Raw genomic sequence first — 18047 nt, 5'->3', positions numbered from 1 at the left:
CGTCCTCCACCGCCTTCCCCGCGACCGCGAGGGCATGACCGTCCGCCCGGGCAGGCGGTATCCTGCCCGCTGTGCGCGCTGACCGGGTGACCCCGGGCTCGCAGACTTCACTGCGTGAGGCGAACCGAGCCCGGATAGTGAGCGCCGTTCAGCGGCGTGGCTCCATCACGCAAATCGAGCTGGCCGGCGTCACCGGCCTGTCCCCCGCGACCGTGTCCAACATCGTCAAGGAACTGACGGCCGTCGGCGTCCTGCACACCTCCCCCGCCACCCGCAGCGGCCGGCGCGCCCTCCAGGTGACGCTCGCCCGCAGCCTCGGCCTCGTCGCCGGCGTCCACTTCGGCATCCGCTCCCTGCGGGTCGCCCTCGCCGACGCCTCGATGCAGGTCCTCACCGACCTGTCGATGCCGCTCGCCCCCGACCACCGGGCCGACGCAGGACTGCGCCGCGCCACCATGCTGATCATGGAGATGGTCGAGTCCCTCGACGCGCGCCCCGACGAACTCCTCGCCGTCGGCGTCTGCCTGCCCGCCCCCGTCGACCACCGCACGGGCCGCATCACGACCGTCGGCATGCTGCGCGGCTGGGACGGGACGCCCGTGCCCGAGGTGATCGCCGACGACCTCGACGTCCCCGTGTCCGTCGACAACGACGCCAACCTCGGCGCCCTCGCCGAGACCCGCTTCGGTGCCGCCGCCGGCCGCGACTCCGTCGCCTACCTGCGGGTCTCCCACCGCGTCGGCGGCGGCCTCGTCCTCGGCGGCCAGCTCGTCCACGGCCGCGCCGGCGGCGCCGGCGAGATAGGCCACGTCACGGTCGACGCGAACGGACCGATCTGCCGCTGCGGCAACCGCGGCTGCCTGGAGACGTTCGTCGGCGCCCCCGCCCTCCTCGGTATGCTCGCCGCCAGCCATGGCCACCTCACCCTGCGGGACATCATCACCCGCGCCACGGACGGCGACCCCGGCTGCCGCCGCGTCCTGTCCGACGCCGGCCAGCACCTGGGCGTCGCCGCCGCCAACCTGTGCAACCTCGTCGACCCCGAGATCCTCGTCGTCGGCGGCCAGCTCGCCGAGGCCGGCGACATCCTCCTCGGCCCGCTGCGCACCGTCGTCGAGCAGCGCACCATGCCCAGCACCGCGGGTCCCGTCGAGGTGGTCACCGCCCAGCTCGGCGCCACCGCCGAGGTGCGCGGCGCCCTCGCCATCGCCCTCGACACGGCCCGCGTCAACGGCGCCCTGGGGGTGAGCGCGTGACCCTCCACTGGTCCTCGATCCGCGCCCCCCGCCGCACCTGGGCGCGGGCGACCGCCGTCCTGGCCGTCGTCCTCGCCCTGGCCGCCGCGCTGCTCGCGGCCCGCGCCGCCGGCGACGAGCCGTCCGAGGGCGCCATCGCGCTGCTGCTCCCCGAGGCCAAGACGGCACGCTACGAGACCTCCGACCGCCCCGCGTTCCTCGGCGTCGTCGAGCAGCGCTGCCCCGGCTGCGACGTGTACTACGCCAACGCCGACCAGAACGCCGCCACCCAGCAGCAGCAGGCCGAGTCCATGCTCGCCCGCGGCGCCGACGTCCTCGTCCTCGACGCCGTCGACACCGTGGCCGCCGTCAGCATCGTCGCGGAGGCGAAACGTCACGGCGTGCCCGTCATCGCCTACGATCGCTTCATCGCGGACGCCGGAACCGACTACTACGTCTCGTTCGACAGCGAGCTGATCGGCTATCTCCAGGGGACGGCCCTGGTGGCCGCGATCAGGGAGCAGGGACCCCGCCCCGACGGACGCCCGCCCGGCATCCTCCTCGTCCACGGCTCCCCGACCGACCCGAACTCGGCCGCGCTCGCCGCCGGGGTCCACCGCGCGCTGGAGGGAGAGGACATCGACGTGCTGGCGGAGTACGACACCCCCGACTGGAGCCCCGACAAGGCAACCGACTGGGTCGAGAGCAGGCTCACCGAGTTCTCCGGCCGCGTCGACGGCGTCTACGCGGCGAACGACGGCATCGCGGGCGGCGTGATCGCCGCGATGAAGGCCGCCGGCGTCTCCCCCGTGCCGCCCGTCACCGGGCAGGACGGCGAGCTGGCCGCGGCCCAGCGGATCATCGCCGGCGACCAGTACATGACCGTCTTCAAGGCGACGAACGAGCAGGCCCGCACCGCCGCCGAACTGGCCGTGCGCGTCCTGCGCGGCGAGGTGCCCCGCACCACCGCCATGATCGACGGCGTCCCCAGCATGCTGCTCGCCCCCCGCGCGGTGGGCGCGGGCGACGTGGAGCGCGTCCTCGTCGAGGGCGGCGTCCACTCGGTCGAGGACATCTGCACCCGCCACTACACGACGGCCTGCGTCCGCACCGGACTGCTGGAGGAGTCCCCGTGAGCACCCCCTCCGGCCGCACGGCCCCCATCCTGTCGCTGCGCGGCATAGCGAAGAACTTCGGCGGCGTGCGTGCCCTGACCGGCATCGACCTCGACGTGCACCCGCACGAGGTCCTCGCCGTCGTCGGCGACAACGGCGCCGGCAAGTCGACGCTCGCCGGCGTGATCGCCGGCGTCTACCGGCCCGACGCGGGCCGGATCCTCCTCGACGGCACGCCCGTCACTCTCGACTCCCCCGCCGCGGCCCGCGCCCACGGCATCGCCGCCGTCTTCCAGGACCTCGCCCTGTGCGGCAACCTCGACGTCGTCGAGAACCTGTTCCTCGGCCACGAGCCGACCCGGCGCGGCTTCCTCGACGAGGTCGCGATGGAGCGGGAGGCGTGGAAGCTCCTCGGCCAGCTCGCCACGGACGTCCCCTCCGTACGGCTGCCGGTGCGCGCCCTGTCCGGCGGGCAGCGGCAGGTCGTCGCCGTGGCGCGCGCCCTGCTCGGCTCGCCCCGGGTCGTCGTCCTCGACGAGCCGACGGCCGCGCTCGGCGTACGGCAGACCGCCGAGGTCCTGAACCTGGTCGAGCGCCTGCGGGAACGCGGCCACGCCGTCGTCCTCATCAGCCACCAGGCCGCCGACCTGCAGGCCGTCGCCGACCGGTTCGTCGTGCTGCGGCTCGGCCGGATGGGCGGGGAGCTTGACGCCGCGAGCGTCGGGTACGAGGATCTGCTCGCCGCGATGACCGGGGTGAGCCGGCCGAGCGGCAGGAAGCCCCGATGACCAGAACCTCGGCGCCGACGCCGGCGCGCACCCATGTCGCCGCCTTCGACAGCGGCGAGTCCCTGCCGAGCCTGCTGCGCCGCATCCCGGACCGCGAGCTGGGCGTGGCGCCCGTCATCGGCGTGCTGGTCCTGATCTGGGCCGTCTTCGGGATCGTGAACCCGGCGTTCCTCTCCGCCGAGAACCTCGTCAACCTGACCCTCCAGTCCGCCCCGACCGGCGTGATCGCGCTCGGCGTCGTGCTGGTGCTGCTCGTCGGGCAGATCGATCTGTCGGTCGGCGCGGTCAGCGGCCTGTCCGCCGCCGTCGTCGCCGTCACGACCGTGCTGCACGACTGGCCGGTCGGCGCGGGCATCCTGCTGGCCCTCGCGGTGGGCGTGTTCGTCGGCCTCGGCTACGGGTTCCTGACGACGCGCGTCGGGCTGCCCAGCTTCGTCCTCACGCTCGCCGGCCTGCTGGTCCTCACCGGCGTGCAGCTCCGTGTCCTCGGCCCCAGCGGGTCGATCAACCTGGCCTTCGAGTCGCGGCTCGTGCGCTTCGCCCAGCAGGACTTCCTGCCGCCCGCGGCCGCGTGGGGCCTCGTGGTCCTCGCCGTGGCCGTGGTGACCGCCGTGCAGCTCGTGGACCGCGCGCGGCGCGTACGGGCCGACCTGCCGCGGGTGAGCACGACGCGCCTCGTCCTGCGCACCGCCGGGCTCGCCGTGCTGCTCAGCGTGATCGTCGCCTACCTGGGGACGGCCCGCGGCATCGGCTACCCGGTGGTCCTGTTCGTCGGGCTCGTCGTCGTGGCGGACGTCCTGCTGCGCCGTACGCGGTGGGGCCGGTCGGTGCGGGCCGTGGGCGACGACCGCAGATCGGCGCTGCTGGTGGGCGTGCCGGTGCGCCGTACGACCGTGTCCTGCTTCATCGCCTGCTCGACGCTGGCCGCGCTCGGCGGTGTCCTGGCGGCCGGCCGGCTCGCCGCGGCGAACCAGGGTACGGGCGGCGCCGAGACGTACCTGACGGCGATCGCGGCGGCCGTGATCGGCGGGACGAGCCTGTTCGGCTGCCGGGGCAGCGCGTGGTCGGCGCTGGTGGGCGTGCTGGTCGTCACGTCGATCTCCAGCGGCCTCACGCTCCTCGACCTGGACACGGCGTCGCGGTACATCGTGACGGGCCTGGTGCTGGTGCTCGCGCTGACCGCCGACACGGCTCTGCGCAAGCACCGCGCGACCTGACGGGGGCGCCGGTCCGGTTCTACGACGTGCTCGGGCCGTCGGCCAGGTCCTCGAAGCGGCCGAAGCGGTCGGGATCGCTCTTGCCGTACGTCTCCAGCAGACGGTCGATCGTTCCCTGGTCGATCTGGCGGCGGGACACGTCCTCCGGGTCGGACGCGTAGGCGTGCTCGGCGTAGCTCAGGTAGTTGTAGGCCGCGTCGGCGTACGGTTCGGCGGCCTCGGAGCCGACTTCGACGCCCTTCGGCAGCCAGGTGCCGTCGCGGGTGAAGATGTCGACCTCCAGGGCGGGGCCTTCCGGCTCCTCGCCGGAGTAGGTCTCCCTGGTCTTCGGGAACTCGGCGCCGAGCAGGCGGTCGGTGAAGTCCTTGTCGCCCATCAGCTCGGCGGCCAGGCCGTCCCTGCGGTTGGCGACCTCCAGGAAGTTGCGGGTGCCGGTGTTCACCGGGTCGGCGTTGTAGCCCTCGGTGGCGTACTGGGTCCGGGAGTCGATGCCGATGGCCGCGTTCGCCAGGTCCTCGCCGAACCGCTCGCCCGGGGCGAGGTCGGACCGGGACATGAGTTGCCCGAACGCGTCGAAGTCCCGTGGAACGTCGACCCACGCGTCGGGCGTCAGGAGATCCGCGTAGTCGTAGACGTAGGACGCGATGGACTCGGGTATGTCGTCCCGCTGCCGGGCCGGGTCGAGACCGCCGGCCTCCGGGTCGGTCAGCAGCAGCACACCATTGGCCGCGGTGCGCATCGCCGCGTCGAGTGTCTCCCCGCGGACCGCCCCCAGGGAGCCGTAATCGGTCGCATTGCCGAGAGCGGCCAGGTCCTCGCGGCTCAGCGCGCCGTAGAACGCCTGGAGGTAGGCGAGTTCCTCGGCGGTCATCTCCCGGCTCGGACCGGGGGCGTCGAACGCGTCCTCGTAGGGGGTGTCGTAGACACCGTCCAGGATGGCCCGCACGCCTGCCAGCGCCCGCTCGGTCTCGTCCGGGTCCGGTGGGATGCTGTTCAGTGCCTCGCTGAGGTGGTCGGCGGCCCAGGTGGCCATCGCCTCGTTGGTCCAGAGGTCGAGCGGGCCTTCGGAGAGGTCGAAGTGCTGGGCGTTCAGCTCGACGGCGTAGTCCATGAGCTTGGTGCGGTACGCCGTGATCTCCTCGTCGATGTCGTCGGCGGCGACGACGGCGTCGGCAGCGGCGGCCCGCAGGTGGCGCTCGCGTATCTCGGGCGCCCAGTCGTCGATGTTGTAGAGGGCGGCGCCGTCGGCGCCGACGGTCGGGGTGACGGAGCGGGAGGTGCCGTTGTACGTCACGTTGACGGCCGGGGGTGTGTCGTAGGCCCAGGTACGGGTCTTGTAGACGGCCTCACCGAGGGCGTCCTGCCAGCCGTTCCACTCGTTGATCGACGCGGAGAGGTGCCGGCCGTACGCCTCGTCCAGCCCGTGCGGACCCACGATCCGCTGGGACGTCTTCTCGTCGGCGTCCAGGGCGCGGTTCATCGCCCCGACGAGGATGCCGGTGACGTAGTCCATCTTGTCGTCGTTGCCCTGGAGGGGATCGATGCGGCCCTCCCCGTTCACCAGCGAGGCGCTGTCGGCCTCGCCCGACTCCTCGCCGAGGCGGGTGGCGCGCTCGCCGAGATTCGCGACGGTGGCGCCGTCCTCGGCAGCACGGGCGTACGACAGGGCCGTGTCCGCCATCTCCTCCGGGTCGATCTCAGCATGGAAGTCCCGCTGCGTCCGCCACGGCTTGCGCTTCGCCGCTTCCTCCACCTCGTCCTGGCTGAAGGTGACATCGACGGAACCTGCCATGATCTGCCGCTCCTTTGCGGAGGAGAACGCGCCGAAACCGTCCGGGCGAGGCCCGGGACAGCTCAATGTACCGGCAGCCGCCGCCTTTCGAACCCGGGGTTGCCCAACTCTCTTGTCGCCGAGCGGAGTTCACCACCGCGAGCACATCGGACGACACCGGCCGGGACCGGACAACCCGTCCCCGCCGCACTTTTCGTACGCAACGGCCCGGCACAGGGCGACCCGACGGACCCGGACCGGTGCGCCGCGCCGCCCGTGACCTACAGCCGCCCTCGTTCCTCCCTGCCGGGGATGTCCAGGACGTTCACCACGGGTCCGGCGTCGTCGGGCCGTCGGCCAGGTCCTCGAAGCGGCCGAAGCGGTCGGGATCGCTCTTGCCGTACGTCTCCAGCAGGCGGTCGATCGTTCCCTGGTCGATCTGGCGGCGGGACACGTCGTCCGGGTCGGACGTATAGGCGTGCTCGGCGTAGCTCAGGTAGTTGTAGGCCGCGTCGGCGTACGGCGCGGCGGCGTCGGAGCCGGGTGCGACGCCCTTCGGCAGCCAGGTGGCGTCGCGGGTGAAGATGTCGACCGCGAGGGCGGGGCCTTCCGGTTCCTCGCCCGAGTAGGTGTCCCTGAACTTCGGGAACTCGGTGCTGAGCAGACGGTCGGTGAAGTCCTTGTCGGCCATCAGCTCGGTGGCCAGGCCGTCCCTGCGGTTGGCGACCTCCAGGAAGTTGCGGGTGCCGGTGTTCATCGGGTCGGCGTTGTAGCCCTCGGTGACGTACTGAGTGCGGGAGTCGATGCCGATGGCCGCGTTCGCCAGGTCTTCGCCGAACTGCTCGCCGGGGGCGAGGTCGGACCGGGACATGAGCTGCCCGAACCCGTCGAAGTCCCGCACCACGTCGGCGTGCACCCCGGGCGTCAGGATGTCCGCGTAGTCGTAGACGAAGGGCGCGATGGACTCGGGTATGTCGTCCCGCTGCCGGGCCGGGTCGAGACCGCCGGCCTCCGGGTCGGTCAGCAGCAGCACGCCATTGGCGGCCGTACGCTGCGCCTCTTCGAGCTGCGTCGCGGCGCCCGGTGCGCCGCCGCCGCTCAGCACGCCGAGCGTGGCCAGGTCCTCGCCGCTCAGCCTGCCGTAGAACGCCTTGAGGTAGGCGAGTTCCTCGGCGGTCATCTCCCGGCTCGGTCCCGGGGCGTCGAACTCGTCCTCGTACGGCGTGTCGTAGACACCGTTCAGGATGCCCTGGATGCCCGCCATCAGCCGGTTGATCTCCTCCGCGTCCGGAGAGCCGGGGTCCAGCTGTGCGGCGAGGCTGTCGGTGTTCAGCAACTCGGCGAGGCGGTCGGCGGCCCAGGTGGCCATCGCTTCCCCGGTCCAGAGGTCCAGCGGGCCTTCCGAGATGTCGTAGCCCTCGCCGTTCAGCTCCGCGGCGTAGTCCATGAGCTTGGTGCGGTACGCCGTGATCTCCTCGTCGATGTCGTCGGCGGCGGTGCTCGCGTCGGTGGCCGCCGCTCGCAGGTGACGCTCGCGGATCTCCGGCGCCCAGTCGTCGATGCTGTACAGGGCCGCTCCGTCGGCGCCGGCGGACGGTGCGACGGAGCGGGAGGTGCCGTTGTAGGTGAGCGTGATGGCCGGGGGCGTGTCGTAGGCCCAGGTGCGGGTCCGGTAGACCGCCTCACCGAGGGCGTCCTGCCAGCCGTTCCACTCGTTGATCGCCGCGGACAGGTGCCGGCCGTACGCCTCGTCCAGCCCGTGCGGACCCACGATCCGCTGGGACGTCTTCTCATCGGCGTCCAGCGCACGGTTCATCGCCCCGATGAGGAGGCCGACGACGCGGTCCACGCTGTCTTTCTGGAGGCGCGCCACGGTGTCGTCGATGCGGCCCTGACCGTCGACCAGCGCGGCGCCGTCTCCCTCTCCCGACTCCTCGGCCACCCGGGCGGCGCGCTCGCCGAGGTCCTCGGTGGCCGCGCCGCCCGCGGCAGCGCGCGCGTACGCCATGGCGGTGTCCGCCATCTCCTCCGGGTCGATCTCGGCGTGGAAGTCCCGCTGCGTCCGCCAGGGCTTGCGCTGCGCGGCTCCCTCGACCTCGTCCTTGCTGAAGGTGACATCGACGGAACCTGCCATGACCTGCTGCCCCTTTGCGGAGGAGAACGCACCGATACCGTCCCGGGCATGCCCGGGACGGCTCAATGTACCGCCAGGCGCCGGCGCTGTACCCGAGGGTCACCCCAAGATCCGCGAAGCAGAAGCGGGTTCACAAAAGGAAGCACTTCGGACGGCTGCGGCCGGTCATCCCCCGCGCGAGCGGATCGTATCTGTCGGCCGGTCAGAGGTTCGGCACCCAGGGCTCGTCCGGGAGGTCCTGGAAACGGCCGAAGCGCTCGGGGTCCAGTTCGCCGTATGTCTTGACGAGGTCGCGAATCGTGTCCTCCGTCAGGTTCTGCAGGGAGCCCTTCGCCTCGGAGTCCGCGTAGGAGAGGTAGGTGTACGCGGCGTCGGCGTACGCGCGGCCCGCCGCGCTGTCGTAGGCGACGTCGTCGGGCAGCGTCGTGGCACGCCGCACGAACTCCTGCACGTTCGGCTCCGAGGAGTCCGTACCCGTGTCGTGGGGGTAGAGGCGGCTCAGCATGGACTCCGTGAAGTCGCTGTCACTCATCATCAGGGCCGCCGCACCGGGCCGCCGGGAGGTCACGTCGAGGAGTTCCCGTATGCCGGTGTCGAGGGGTGCCCCCGCCTCGTCGGTCCTGCCGCGCGTCTCGGGGAGGGTGTCGACGACCGTGCGGGCCAGGTCCTCGCCGAACTGCCGGCCGAGGGGGACTGTCGCGTTCGTCATCAGGCTGCCGAAGCCGCTGAACTTCTCGATGTCCGAGTCGTAGTCCCGGTACTGGTCGGCGAATGTGTAGTGCGCGATGCTGGTGGGCACGGCCCCCGGGTCCGTGGCCGGGTCGATGCCGCCCAGCTCGGGGTTGGTCAGGACGACGGCGCCGTCCGCCAGGACACGCGTGATCCGGTCACCGATCTCCTGCAGCCCTTCGCCGCCCAGCGTCCAGTCGCGTGCGCCCAGCGCGGCCAGGGTGTCGGAGTCCAGGCGGTCGTAGAAGGTCTCCAGGTAGGCCCGTTCGGCCTCGGTGAGACGGCGTCCCGACCCGGCCGCACCGTCCTCGCCGTACTCCTCGTACATGCCGCCGAGGATGCCCTCGACCCCGGCGAGGAGCTGGGCCACGGTCTCCGGGTCCGCCTGGTCGTACTCCGCCACCAGGGAACGCAGCCGGTCCCCGGCCCAGGTGGCCATCTCGGGGTTGATCCACAGGTCGCCCAGCGGGCCTTCGGACAGGTCGTAGTGCTGCTTGTCGAGTTCGCCGGCGACCTCGGTCATGCGGTTGCGGTACGTGTCGATGACGGCGCTGAGTTCCTCCTCGGCCGTGACGGCGTCGTCGGCTGCGTCCCGCAGGTGGCGCTCGCGGATCTCCGGCGCCCAGTTCTCGATGGGGCAGTGGAGCCGGCCGTCGGGGCCGATCACCGGCTGCACCATGCGGGTGCCGTGGCCGGCGAGGCTGACGGGGACGGGGCGGGGGGCCGTCCCGAACTCCGTCGCGGGGATCGCCGCCATGGCCTGGTTCACGGCTTCGACCCAGCCGTTGTACTCGTTGACGGAGGCGGACACGTGACGGGTGTAGCCGACGTCGAGGCCGCCGTCGCCGAGGATGAGGCCGAACGCCTCCTCGTCCGCGTCCAGGGCGAGGTTCATGGCGCGGACCAGGAGGCCGGGGACGCCCCCCAGTTCATCGGGGCGCAGGTCCTGCTGCGTGTCCTTGATGCGGCCCTCGTCGTCGACGAGGCTCGCCGACTCCAGCTCCCCCGCACTCGCGGCGAGCTGAGACGCGCGTTCGGCGAGGCCGGCGGCGTCCGCGCCCTCGGCGGCGGCACGGGCGTACACGGCGGCGTTCTCGGCCATGTCCTCCGCGTCGATCTCCTCGGCGAACGCCTTCTGCGTCTCCCACGGCCAACGCTGGGCCGTGTTCTGCACGTCGTGCCTGGAGAACTCAAGATTGGGCATGCCCGGTGCGCCCCTTTGCGAGAGAGAAATCGGGGGCGAACGTAACCGTGCTCATGGGCACGTCAGTTGATACATGACTGCGAACACCGAACGAACGGGTGAACGCTTGCCGCCCGGCCTCGACGGCGAGGCGCTTCAGCTCTGCGGCGCCCTGGGGGTGCACCCCGGTTCCGGATTGCCCCCCCGGCCTGGTCGAGCGCCTCGCCGGCGCGGCGATACGGAATGCGCCCGGGGCGCGACCGCGCGCCTGCTGGAATCGGGCCTGCTGTCGGTCTCGGACTCCGGCCGCTTCCGGATGGAGCCGGCCGTCCACCGGGCCGCGGGCAGCTCGGACGCCGTCCTGCGCCGCGAGGCGGTGGCCGGGATCGCCGGCTGGTACCAGCGCCGGCTCGCGGCCGTCGACCTGCTGGCGGTCCGGCGCCCGCGCTGGGGACGGATCTTCCGGCTCCCCGACGTCGTCGACCACGGCTTCACCGGCGCCGACGACGCCCTCACCGCCATGGACGCCGACTGGCCGGCCGTTCCGCCGGTGTGCCGGCTGCTCTTCGCCGAGGGCCGGTACGGGTTCGTCCACCAGCTCAGCGAGGCGATGCACGGCTACTGTCTGCGCCGGCAACGGTTCGACGAGTGGATCGCCTGTCCGGGGCTCGCGGTGGCCGCGGCCGGGTCGGACGGCTCGCAGACCGCCGCGGCACGCGCCCGCCTGGAGCCGGCGGACGCGCACCGCGCCCGGTCGCCCCGCCCGTAGGTCCGGACGCTGTCGCGTCCCGAGGGCGCCCACAGCCCGACACGCCACCCGACGGCGTCGTACTCGGAGCGCACCGTGAGCCCGTTGCAGGTCTCCGGGACGAGGAGCGCGAGTGTCGACAGACGGTCGTTTCTCGACACCTGAGTGAGGTCTGGCGAGCGCCAGCCATGCGCGGCCGGTTCCCCTCGGTGTCGGTGCCCGCAGCGCACGCCTTGCCGAATGGTCGACGTAGAGAGTTACAGTGCTAGGCAACTAGATAAATGGAGGAACCGGTGATTGAGTTCCACCTGAACAGCCGGTCCGGCCTCTCCCCATACCAGCAGCTGGTCCAGCAGGTTCGACATGCACTGCGCCTGGGCCTGCTGAACGAGGGGGACCGGCTGCCGACCGTCAAGGACGTGGCGAAGCAGATGGCGGTCAACCCGAACACGGTGCTCAAGGCGTACCGGGAGCTGGAGCACGACGGTCTGGTGGCCGCCCGTCCCGGCGTCGGGACGTTTGTGACCCGGACATTGGCCGACGGCACGCTTGCCGCGCACGGACCGCTGCGCAAGGACCTGCAGCGCTGGCTGACCAAGGCCCGCCTGGCCGGGCTCGACGACGAGAGCATCGAGGCGCTGTTCATGAGCATGTTTCGCAACGCCGCCGGAGAGGACGTAGCGTGAGCGCTGTCTTGCGAGCCCAGGGCCTGGGCAAGAGGTACAAGCAGCGCTGGGCGCTGCAGAACTGCGACCTGGATATCCCCGCCGGCCGGGTGGTGGGCCTGGTCGGCCCCAACGGCGCCGGCAAGTCGACCTTGTTGAACCTGGCCTCCGGCATGCTGACCCCGACGGCCGGCACCATCGAGGTGTGCGGTGGTCGTCCTGCCGCGGGTGTGGAACAGCTGTCCAAGGTCGGCTTCGTCGCACAGGACACCCCGACCTACGCGGCGCTGAGCGTCGCCGACCACCTCGACTTCGGCAAACGCCTCAACCCGAACTGGGACGACGCCGTAGCGCGCGACCGGATCCGTCGCCTCGGTCTGGACCCCAAGCAGCGGGCCGGCAAGCTGTCCGGCGGCCAGCGCGCGCAGCTCGCGCTCACCCTTGGCATCGCCAAGCGCCCGGAACTGCTGATCCTGGACGAGCCGGTCGCGGCTCTGGATCCGCTCGCCCGGCGGGAGTTCATGCAGGACCTGATGGAGGCCGTCGCCGAGCACGAGCTGAGCGTCGTGCTCTCCTCCCACCTGGTCTCCGACGTGGAACGGACCTGCGACTACGTCGTCGTCCTGGTCGGCTCCCGGGTGCAGGTGGCCGGCGACATCGACGACCTGGTCGCCTGCCACCACCGGCTCACCGGACCGCGCCGGGACCCGGCCACCCTCCCGGGCGGCCAGCACGTCATCACCGTCAGCCACACCGAGCGGCAGACCACCCTCCTGGTGCGCACCGACACCGCGGTCCACGACCCGTCCTGGACCGTCAGCCCTCTCGGTCTGGAAGACATCGTCCTGGCCTACATGACCCGGCCCGCCGATGCGGTACGTGACACCAGGCCCGCACTGGAGGTACTCCGATGATCTGGCTGACCTGGCGCCAGTTCCGCACCCCGGCCGCCGTGCTGTTCGCCGCCGTGGCCGTCCTCGCCGCCGCCCTCGCGGCCTCCGGTCCGCAGCTGGCCGACCTCTACCGGACGGCCGGCAGCAGCCTGGTGGACCAGGTCTCCAGTGCGGACCAGACCCTCTACTACACCGGACTGCTGGTCGTGCTCGCCGTGCCGGCGGTCATCGGGATGTTCTGGGGCGCACCGCTGATCTCCCGTGAACTGGAGACCGGTACCCACTACCTCGCCTGGAACCAGGGCGTCACCCGCACCCGCTGGCTGGCGATCAAGCTGGGCCTCGGTGCGGCGGCCTCCATGACCGCTGCCGGGCTGACCAGCCTCGCGGTGAGCTGGTGGAGCAGCCCCATCGACCGGGCCGTCAACGGCGGCGGCGCGACGGACACGTACTTCCCGCGGCTTGACCCCGTGGCCTTCGCCGCACGAGGTGTCGTCCCCATGGCCCATGCCGCCTTCGCCTTCGTCCTTGGCGTCGCCCTCGGCCTGGTCATCCGCCGCACTCTGCCCGCGATGGTCACCACGTTCGCCCTCTACACCGCCGCTCAGATCGCCGTGCCGATGTGGATCCGGCCCCACCTGGCGACCGCGGACCGGACCGTCCTGCCGATCGAGCCCGGCGGCGCCCCCATCAGCATCCAGGACGGCGCCAGGCAGCTCGTCGCGCACCTCGAGGAAATGCCCGGGTCTGGGTCACCTCCCAGCAGACGTTGGACGCCGCCGGTCAGGCGGCCCCCGTGCCGTCGTCCTTCACCGACTGCCTGCGCACCGAGTCGGGCCGGCCCGCCCTGCAGCAGGTCGAGGGCTGCGTCGCCGACCTCGGCGCCCTGGGCTACAAGCAGCAGGTGACGTACCAGCCCGCCGGGAACTTCTGGGCCCTTCAATGGGCCGAGACCGTGCTCTATCTGGGCCTCACCCTGGCCCTGACCGGGTTCTGCGTCTGGTGGATCCGCCGCCGGGTGACCTGACGGACGCCGGTCCCACTACGGGAGCAGCCGCGAGGGGCAGGGTCCTCTCACCGCATCTCGCCGATATCGGCTTTCCTGTTGCCCCCCCAAGGCCGGTGCCTGTACCGGCCTTGGGGGCACGGGGTCCACCTCGGTTCCGCCAGAACCTGGGCGAAGGCGTCCGCCGGGGCGCAGGGACGGGGCACTGAGAGAAGCGGCGCAAGGTCGAGCCGCTTGTCCATCTCCAGGCGGAAGGTGCCGTACGGGTTGATGTTGGAGGGTGTCGTTCACAGACTCGATCAGCTGCCGCACCGACTTGAGAAGAGGCTCGCCCTTGCGCTTCTTCTCCCGCTTGAACGACGGCCGCAGCGGTTCGAGAGCCCTTGTCGGCGATCAGCAGCGGGCCGGGCCGACCGGCGACCAGGTCCTCCTCGACATCAACTCGTCATCGATCTGCCCATACAGTGCGGTCAGCAAGGTGTCCAAGTTCTCATCCGCCACACAATGATCTTGGACACTCTCTTCTCGCTCCTGGACGTCAGCCGAGGTTGGGTTCCCTGACGGGGAAGAAGTCGGCGCTCTGGACGTACTCCATAGCCTTGGTGAACTCCCTCCTCCGCGCCGAAGGCCCTCTTCATGTAGTCGATGAGCTGCACCGTGTCGCGCGAGATGATCCACGGCGTCACGGTGTGGTAGCCCTGGGGAACCGGCTTGACGGACATCTGACTGCCTCCTGGGTGATGAAAGCTAACCCCCATCCAGGTGAGTTCCGGTCCTGGATACCGCTCCGTGCCGCAAGCCGTCCCGCCTGGCCGCCCCCCCGCCGCGGGACCGGGAAGCCATCAGCGAGACGGCGGAAGGTGCCCGTGGGACGAGCCCGCCAGACATAGGACTTGATCGTCTAGAGAACGGCGTCCAGCAGGCCCGGGAAGCGGAAGTCGAGGTCGGCGCGGCGCAGGCTGACGGAGCGGCGGCGGCCGTTCGGGACGTTGCGGATGACGCCCGCCTCGCGCAGCGTCTTCAGGTGGTGGGAGAGGGTCGATTTCGGGATCGGCCCCGAGCTGGGCTGGCACTCGGCCACCTCCAGGGGACCGTCGGCGGCCAGCCGGCGCACCAGTTCGAGCCGCGCGGGGTCACTCAGGGCGAAGAGCACCACCGTCAGCTCGAGCTGCGCGGGTTCGGGATGCGGGAACTCGCGCGTCGATCCGGTCATGGTTCGGAGGGTACGGGATCACGCGAAAGTTCGACTCCTTTGGAACTTTCCATCCGGGTGGCGTACGCTCCGTTTGTTCGAGTTTCCTGGAACTCTCACGTAGGGATCCCCATGCTCACCTCCCTCCGGCTGTCCCGCCCGGCGGGCTTCTGGCTGCTCGGCATCGTGCAGCTCACACTCATGGCGGCCAGCAGCGCCCCGTCCCCCCTCTACTCCGAGTACGCCCGCCGCTGGGACCTGTCGGCCACCTCCCTGACCGTCGTCTACGCCGTCTACGCGCTCGCCCTGCTCATCGCCCTGCTCGTCGTCGGCGGGCTGTCCGACCACCTCGGCCGCCGTCCCGTGCTGGTCGCCGCACTCGCCGGCGAGGCGGTGGCGATGGCCGTCCTGCTGACCGCCGGCGGAGTGGGGGCGCTGGTCGCCGGCCGGGCACTGCAGGGGCTCGCCACCGGAGCGGCCACCGGCGCCATCAGCGCCGGACTCATCGACCTCCAGAGCCCGGGATCACGCCTCGGCCCGCTGCTCACCAGCGCGGGGACGACCATCGGGCTCGCCCTCGGCGCCCTGGCCGGCGGAGCGCTCACCCAGTACGCCCCGTCCCCGCACATCGTCGTCTTCGCCCTGCTCACGGCGGCGTTCCTGGCCATGGCCGCGGCGACCGCGCTCGTGCCCGAGACGTCCCCGCTCCGGCCCGGCGCACTGGCCTCACTGCGCCCCCGGGCCTCCGTCCCGCACGCCGACCGCGGGGCGTTCCTCATCGCCGTCCCGTCCATGGTGGCGAGCTGGGCGATCGGCGGCCTCTACCTCTCCCTCGGGTCCTCGCTGACGGCCGACATCCTGCACAGCGGCAACCATCTCGTCGCCGGTCTCGTCGTCGCACTCCTCCCCGCATCGGCCGCCCTCGCCTGCATCGTGCTGCGCGGCATGTCCCCGCTGCCCATGATGCTGCTCGGCTCCGCGGCCCTGGCGGCCGGATCCGCCCTGACGCTCCCCGCGCTCCTGGCGCCGTCCATGGGTCTGCTGCTCGCCGCGACGGCCGTGGCCGGGGCGGGGTTCGGCACCGCGTTCTTCGGCGCCTTCCGCATGCTGGCGCAGACGGCGCACGAGAAGCGCGCCGAGATGTTCGCTGCGGTGTACGTCGTCTGCTACCTGGCGAACAGCGTCCCGGCCGTGGCGGCCGGCTTCGCGGTCCCCACCGCCGGTCTGCGCACCACCGCGCTCGTCTACGTCGGCGCGGTGACCGCGCTCGCCCTGCTGTCGGTCCTGTTCGCGGGCGTCACGCTGCGGCGGCGCGCGACCGGCGGCCTGGGGAGATCCGTACGCGTCGCGGGGTCCGTCCCGGAGGCCACCGCCCGGCCGCACGGGAAACCGGTGGCCGGAACCGGCGGCGGACGGTAGCTTCCGGCCCCATGACGACGATCTCCGACGACGAACTGATCACCGCCGCCGCGGCCGTGCTGCATCCCCACCGCGTGGGCGACCGGCTCTTCGGCGACGTGGGCAGCGCCCTGGTGACCGAGGCGGGCAGCGTGTTCACGGGCGTCTGCATCGACACGGGCTCCGGTACGGGCTTCTGCGCGGAGCACGCCGCGATCGCCGCCATGGTCACGGCCCGCGAGTACCGCATCGCGCGGATCGTCGCCGTCTGGCGGAACGACAACGGCGCGCTGCACGTACTCCCACCGTGCGGCCGGTGCCGGGAGTTCATCCGCCAGATCGACCCGGCCAACATCCGGACGGGCGTGATCCTCGGCCGCAACCGCACGACCGAACTGGCAGACCTGCTCCCCGCCCACACATGGCCGGACCCGCTCGACTGACGCACCCTGGGCGACAGGTCCGAGCCCCGCTGGGAGGTCCGCACCGAACCGGCCGTGGCACAGATGGCGTCACGGGCCTTCGAAGCTGGGCGCGCGGCGTCCCTCATGAGAAGTTCCTGATCTGACCCTCATTGCACCGAAGAGCCGATCCGCATGTCACCGTCTCCGTCCTCAAGCGTCCAGGCCGCTCGTGCCGTCATCGCCGCCCGGCTCGGGGAGCTGCGCAGAGAGGCGGAGCTGACCGGCCGGGAGCTGGCTCTCCGGTGCGGGTGGAGCGCGGCGAAGTCGTCACGCATCGAACGAGCCAGGACGCCGCCGTCGGATGCGGACATCCGCGCGTGGTGCGACGCGACAGTAGCGAGAGACCAGGCAGCCGACCTCATCGCGGCGAACCGGCAGGCCGATCAGCTGTACGTGCACTGGAAGAAGCTCCACCGGCACGGCATGCGCAGGGCACAGGAAGAAGTCCTCCCCCTGTATGAGCGCACGCATCGCTTCCGCGTGTACTGCTCCAACGTCGTGCCCGGGATTCTGCAGACCGAACCGTACGCGTCGGCCCTGCTCTCCACCATCGCGGCATTCCAGGGGACGCCCGATGACGCTGCCGCCGCTGCCCAGTCGAGGCTCGAACGCACCCGGGTACTGTACGAAAGTGGACGCACATTGGCCTTTCTCCTGGAGGAGGCGGTGCTCCACTACCGCATCGGGAACACCGAGACGAGAGCGGGGCAACTGGGGCACCTCCTGGCGGTCATGTCCCTGCCGAACGTCAGCATGGGCGTCATCCCGCTGTCCGCCCCACGCCGCGTGTGGCCACTTGAAGCCTTCTACCTCTTCGACGGGCGTCAAGTGAGCGTCGAAACACTGACAGCGGCCCTCAACATCACAGCTCCGAGCGAGATCGAGACGTACGCGAAAGCCTTCTCCGAGCTGTCTCGAATCGCCGCCCATGGGGCTGCCGCGCGCAATCTGATCACCAAGGTGATCGACTCACTGGACTGATCCGCGTGCAAGCTGGTGCAAGAACGCGGCGCGCCGTCCGACACGCTCCGTAGTGTGCGCAATACAGGAGCGAGACCTCTGGCAGGAGTCCCGCTCCGCGGGCCTACGGGGGACGGAGCTGCACCAGGGCGACGCTCTCGCCTTCCTCTCGGGCACCACCACCCGCTTCGACTCGGTCCTGTCGGTCTTCGGCGCGGGCTACTTCACCGATCCAGCACTGATGCTCCCCGCCGTCCATGAGGTATTGGTCCCCGGCGGAGTCCTCGCCATGTCCCAGCACCCGCCCATCGAGGGCTGTTACGGCTGCCAGGCGTCCTACATCCCTCGCGGTCCCGACGAGGACCCGGCCGTCGTCAAGCGCTGGGACTACCCGCCCGAGACATGGATCGACCTGCTCAGGACGTACGGTTTCGAGGACACGACGGCGACGGTACTGCCTGCGCCGGAGCACGGCAGGCGTCGCATCGGCACGCTGCTCATCCGTGGCGTGCGTTCCGCGTAGAGCCGGCCGTTCATGAGCAGCGGGCG

17 protein-coding genes are annotated in these 18047 nt (G+C 71.4%); 13 read left to right on the top strand and 4 right to left on the bottom strand.

Annotated features, from left to right (window positions below):
• The first annotated feature begins 137 nt into the window (after positions 1 to 137).
• Genes EMA09_RS23410 through EMA09_RS23395 form a run of 4 tightly spaced genes read left to right on the top strand, consistent with a single transcriptional unit; the run spans position 138 to position 4355 of the window.
• On the top strand, positions 138 to 1256 hold the full coding sequence (locus EMA09_RS23410; RefSeq protein WP_129842950.1) for an ROK family transcriptional regulator: 1119 nt from the start codon (positions 138 to 140) through the stop codon (positions 1254 to 1256).
• Positions 1253 to 2371: a substrate-binding domain-containing protein gene (locus EMA09_RS23405; protein ID WP_206305992.1), complete on the top strand. Its 1119-nt coding sequence runs from the start codon at positions 1253 to 1255 to the stop codon at positions 2369 to 2371. Before EMA09_RS23410 ends, EMA09_RS23405 begins: the two co-directional genes overlap by 4 nt.
• The gene (locus EMA09_RS23400) at positions 2368 to 3138 is read left to right on the top strand and encodes an ATP-binding cassette domain-containing protein (protein WP_240796530.1); all 771 of its coding nucleotides are present in this window, start codon (positions 2368 to 2370) and stop codon (positions 3136 to 3138) included. Before EMA09_RS23405 ends, EMA09_RS23400 begins: the two co-directional genes overlap by 4 nt.
• Entirely contained in the window at positions 3135 to 4355 is a 1221-nt protein-coding gene (locus EMA09_RS23395) for a sugar ABC transporter permease (RefSeq protein ID WP_129842949.1), read from the top strand. Before EMA09_RS23400 ends, EMA09_RS23395 begins: the two co-directional genes overlap by 4 nt.
• 19 nt (positions 4356 to 4374) lie before the next feature.
• Here the strand turns inward: EMA09_RS23395 and EMA09_RS23390 are convergent, their stop codons facing one another.
• From EMA09_RS23390 to EMA09_RS23380, 3 genes are all read right to left on the bottom strand, one after another.
• Complete coding sequence (locus tag EMA09_RS23390) at positions 4375 to 6147, bottom strand: hypothetical protein (RefSeq protein WP_129842948.1); 1773 nt, start codon at positions 6145 to 6147, stop codon at positions 4375 to 4377.
• Between the two features lie 304 nt (positions 6148 to 6451).
• Positions 6452 to 8260, bottom strand: coding sequence for a hypothetical protein (locus EMA09_RS23385; RefSeq protein WP_129842947.1), 1809 nt, complete (start codon positions 8258 to 8260; stop codon positions 6452 to 6454).
• A 202-nt stretch (positions 8261 to 8462) separates the two neighbouring features.
• Positions 8463 to 10193 carry a hypothetical protein gene (locus tag EMA09_RS23380; RefSeq protein ID WP_129842946.1) on the bottom strand — a complete coding sequence of 577 codons (1731 nt, stop codon included), beginning with the start codon at positions 10191 to 10193 and terminating at the stop codon, positions 8463 to 8465.
• Positions 10194 to 10488: 295 nt separating this feature from the next.
• On the opposite strand from EMA09_RS23380, the gene EMA09_RS23375 reads away from it, so the two are divergent.
• The 5 genes from EMA09_RS23375 to EMA09_RS29320 all read left to right on the top strand — a co-directional run bounded on the left by EMA09_RS23375 (position 10489) and on the right by EMA09_RS29320 (position 13505).
• Complete coding sequence (locus EMA09_RS23375) at positions 10489 to 10941, top strand: hypothetical protein (RefSeq protein WP_129842945.1); 453 nt, start codon at positions 10489 to 10491, stop codon at positions 10939 to 10941.
• 260 nt (positions 10942 to 11201) lie between these two features.
• Positions 11202 to 11606, top strand: a complete 405-nt coding sequence (locus tag EMA09_RS23370) for a GntR family transcriptional regulator (protein WP_129842944.1) — start codon at positions 11202 to 11204, stop codon at positions 11604 to 11606.
• Positions 11603 to 12499 (top strand): ABC transporter ATP-binding protein, encoded by an 897-nt coding sequence (locus EMA09_RS23365; protein WP_129842943.1) that lies wholly within the window; start codon positions 11603 to 11605, stop codon positions 12497 to 12499. Before EMA09_RS23370 ends, EMA09_RS23365 begins: the two co-directional genes overlap by 4 nt.
• Positions 12496 to 13386 (top strand): transporter, encoded by an 891-nt coding sequence (locus EMA09_RS23360; RefSeq protein WP_240796529.1) that lies wholly within the window; start codon positions 12496 to 12498, stop codon positions 13384 to 13386. Before EMA09_RS23365 ends, EMA09_RS23360 begins: the two co-directional genes overlap by 4 nt.
• Complete coding sequence (locus EMA09_RS29320; protein ID WP_276324198.1) at positions 13383 to 13505, top strand: hypothetical protein; 123 nt, start codon at positions 13383 to 13385, stop codon at positions 13503 to 13505. The genes EMA09_RS23360 and EMA09_RS29320 overlap by 4 nt, the downstream gene beginning before the upstream one ends.
• An 880-nt stretch (positions 13506 to 14385) precedes the next feature.
• On the opposite strand, the gene EMA09_RS23345 is transcribed toward EMA09_RS29320, so the two are convergent.
• Entirely contained in the window at positions 14386 to 14697 is a 312-nt protein-coding gene (locus EMA09_RS23345; RefSeq protein ID WP_129842942.1) for a helix-turn-helix domain-containing protein, read from the bottom strand.
• 111 nt (positions 14698 to 14808) lie between these two features.
• Here EMA09_RS23345 and EMA09_RS23340 point away from each other — a divergent pair, with 111 nt between their 5' ends.
• The 4 genes from EMA09_RS23340 (at position 14809) to EMA09_RS23325 (ending at position 18021) form a co-directional block, all read left to right on the top strand.
• The gene (locus EMA09_RS23340) at positions 14809 to 16095 is read left to right on the top strand and encodes an MFS transporter (RefSeq protein WP_168220790.1); all 1287 of its coding nucleotides are present in this window, start codon (positions 14809 to 14811) and stop codon (positions 16093 to 16095) included.
• A gap of 11 nt (positions 16096 to 16106) precedes the next feature.
• The gene (locus tag EMA09_RS23335) at positions 16107 to 16517 is read left to right on the top strand and encodes a cytidine deaminase (RefSeq protein WP_129842940.1); all 411 of its coding nucleotides are present in this window, start codon (positions 16107 to 16109) and stop codon (positions 16515 to 16517) included.
• A gap of 153 nt (positions 16518 to 16670) precedes the next feature.
• Positions 16671 to 17519, top strand: a complete 849-nt coding sequence (locus EMA09_RS23330; protein ID WP_129842939.1) for a helix-turn-helix transcriptional regulator — start codon at positions 16671 to 16673, stop codon at positions 17517 to 17519.
• 52 nt (positions 17520 to 17571) lie between these two features.
• Positions 17572 to 18021: a class I SAM-dependent methyltransferase gene (locus EMA09_RS23325; RefSeq protein WP_129842938.1), complete on the top strand. Its 450-nt coding sequence runs from the start codon at positions 17572 to 17574 to the stop codon at positions 18019 to 18021.
• The last annotated feature ends 26 nt before the right edge of the window (positions 18022 to 18047 follow it).

This window comes from Streptomyces sp. RFCAC02 (genome assembly GCF_004193175.1).
Taxonomy (GTDB): Bacteria; Actinomycetota; Actinomycetes; order Streptomycetales; family Streptomycetaceae; genus Streptomyces.
Note: the sequence above shows the minus strand (reverse complement) of the source record. Positions and strands in the feature narration are given on the sequence as shown.